At 40.1% G+C, this 1,804-nt stretch carries 2 protein-coding genes; both read left to right on the top strand.

The annotated features are described in order from the left end of the window. The first annotated feature begins 240 nt into the window (after positions 1–240). Complete coding sequence (locus tag Q0338_RS01885; RefSeq protein WP_298085279.1) at positions 241–885, top strand: cupin domain-containing protein; 645 nt, start codon at positions 241–243, stop codon at positions 883–885. Positions 886–923: 38 nt separating this feature from the next. Continuing rightward, on the top strand, positions 924–1,804 hold an 881-nt coding region (locus Q0338_RS01880; RefSeq protein WP_298085278.1), incomplete at its 3' end, for a PIN domain-containing protein.

Raw genomic sequence — 1,804 nt, 5'->3', positions numbered from 1 at the left:
ACAACATAATAATTCTATGTCCAAATCATCACAGATTAATACACAGATTGAATCCAAAATTTGATTATGAAACTTTAAGTTTTATATTTCCAAATGGAGTAGCAGAAATTGTTGCATTAGATTTTCATTTAGGACATTTAAAATAAGGATTGAAATTTTACCAAAAAGAGATAATCCTTATCAATAAATCGTCCAAAAACTTTAGCTACAATGACACGTAAATTTACGAAAGGAAGAAAAATGAGTAAAATTTACAATCTAAACGCCGACACGAAAGTGATCGCAAAAAGCGTCGTTAGCAAGAGAATTTTTGATTGCGAGAACGCTCACGTCGACGTGTTTGCTTTTGACGCCGGCGAGGAGCTGGATCACGAGATGCTATTTTGCGACAGCCTCGCGTGGGTCGTAGAGGGCGGCGCGAGTTTGCACTACGGCGACAAGCAGATGCGCCTAGGCGGCGAAGAAGCCTGCCTGATAGAGAAAAAAGTATGGCGAAAACTAGTTTTTAACGAACCGACGAAATACGTCTCAATAGATTTTAAGGAGGACTTAATGATAGATCATTTACCTAAGGCGGCTATTTTTAGCCTAGTGGATGCGGTCGAATACGAAGAAGGCAAAATCGTGAGCAAAACGCTCGTCAAAAACGAAAGCGGCTCGATGTCGCTGCTGTCGTTTTCAAAGGACCAACAGCTCTCCACCCACGCAGCTCCCGGCGACGCTCTTTTGATCGCGCTTGATGGCGAGATGAAGCTAACCATCGGCGACGAGCATTTTGATATCAAAAAAGGCGATACCATCGTGCTTCCGGGCAAAATCCCGCACGGGCTAAAGATACCGGAAAAATTTAAAATGTTACTCATCGTAACAAAAGATAAGATGTAGAGTTTCGGGGCGATTGCCCCGACTCGTTTAGGAAATATATGGCAAGATTTATAATAGACGACGAAAACATAAGCATAGATAATCTAGCGACGCTAAAAAAGCTAGGACAAAAAGATAAAATTTATATCGTAACAAACAATAGACAAAAGCTAAGCATCTCCGTTTTGGCGTGGTTTCTGGCGCGAAAAATCAAAATAAAAATCATACTTTTAGAAAGCGCTCACAAGGACTATGCCGATAAAATAATTACGTTTTTAATGGGCAAACTCTCGCATAAAAAAGACAAAATTTACATCGTCAGCAACGATAAATTTTACGACGACGTGATAGATTTTTTTAATAAGCAAGATAAAAACGGCGGCAAATTTCATAAACTCAAATTTGACTTCAATCGCTCGCATACGGCACAGCTCATAGAAGAAAACCGAGACGAAATCGCAATCTTGATACGAAATTCGGGTAGCCTGAGCGAGCTTCATATGAAATTTATCTCAAAATTCGGCAGCAAAAACGGAGCCGGCGTATATAAAGCGCTAAAAGAGGACGCGAGGAAAATTTACAAAAAACCTCAAATAGAAAACGCGCAAAAAGGCGAAGTAAAGCGTATCGCAGCGCCAAATTCCGCAAAATATAGGCCGGTGACGCAAGGCGATGAGCAAAAACTTGACGAGCGAGAAAAGTCGCAAATGGTGTCAAATTTGAGTGGCGAGACTTTACATACTCAAAGCACTTTGACAAAAGAGCAAAATTTAGAAGTTGGTTCGCAAATCGATCAAAATTTAGAAAATAGCTCGCAAAATGTTCAAAATTTGGAGCCAGAAAAACTGCAATCTTTAAAGAGCAAAAACGGCGTAGCGACAAATAATGAAAATTTACAAGAGGCAAAAGCCGTAGAAGCAAATTTGAGCGATGATCTGGG

The sequence above is a fragment of the uncultured Campylobacter sp. genome, assembly GCF_938018145.1.
In the GTDB taxonomy this organism is placed as follows: domain Bacteria; phylum Campylobacterota; class Campylobacteria; order Campylobacterales; family Campylobacteraceae; genus Campylobacter_A.
The sequence above is the reverse complement of the archived record's forward strand: the minus strand, read 5'-3'. Positions and strand labels throughout refer to the sequence as shown.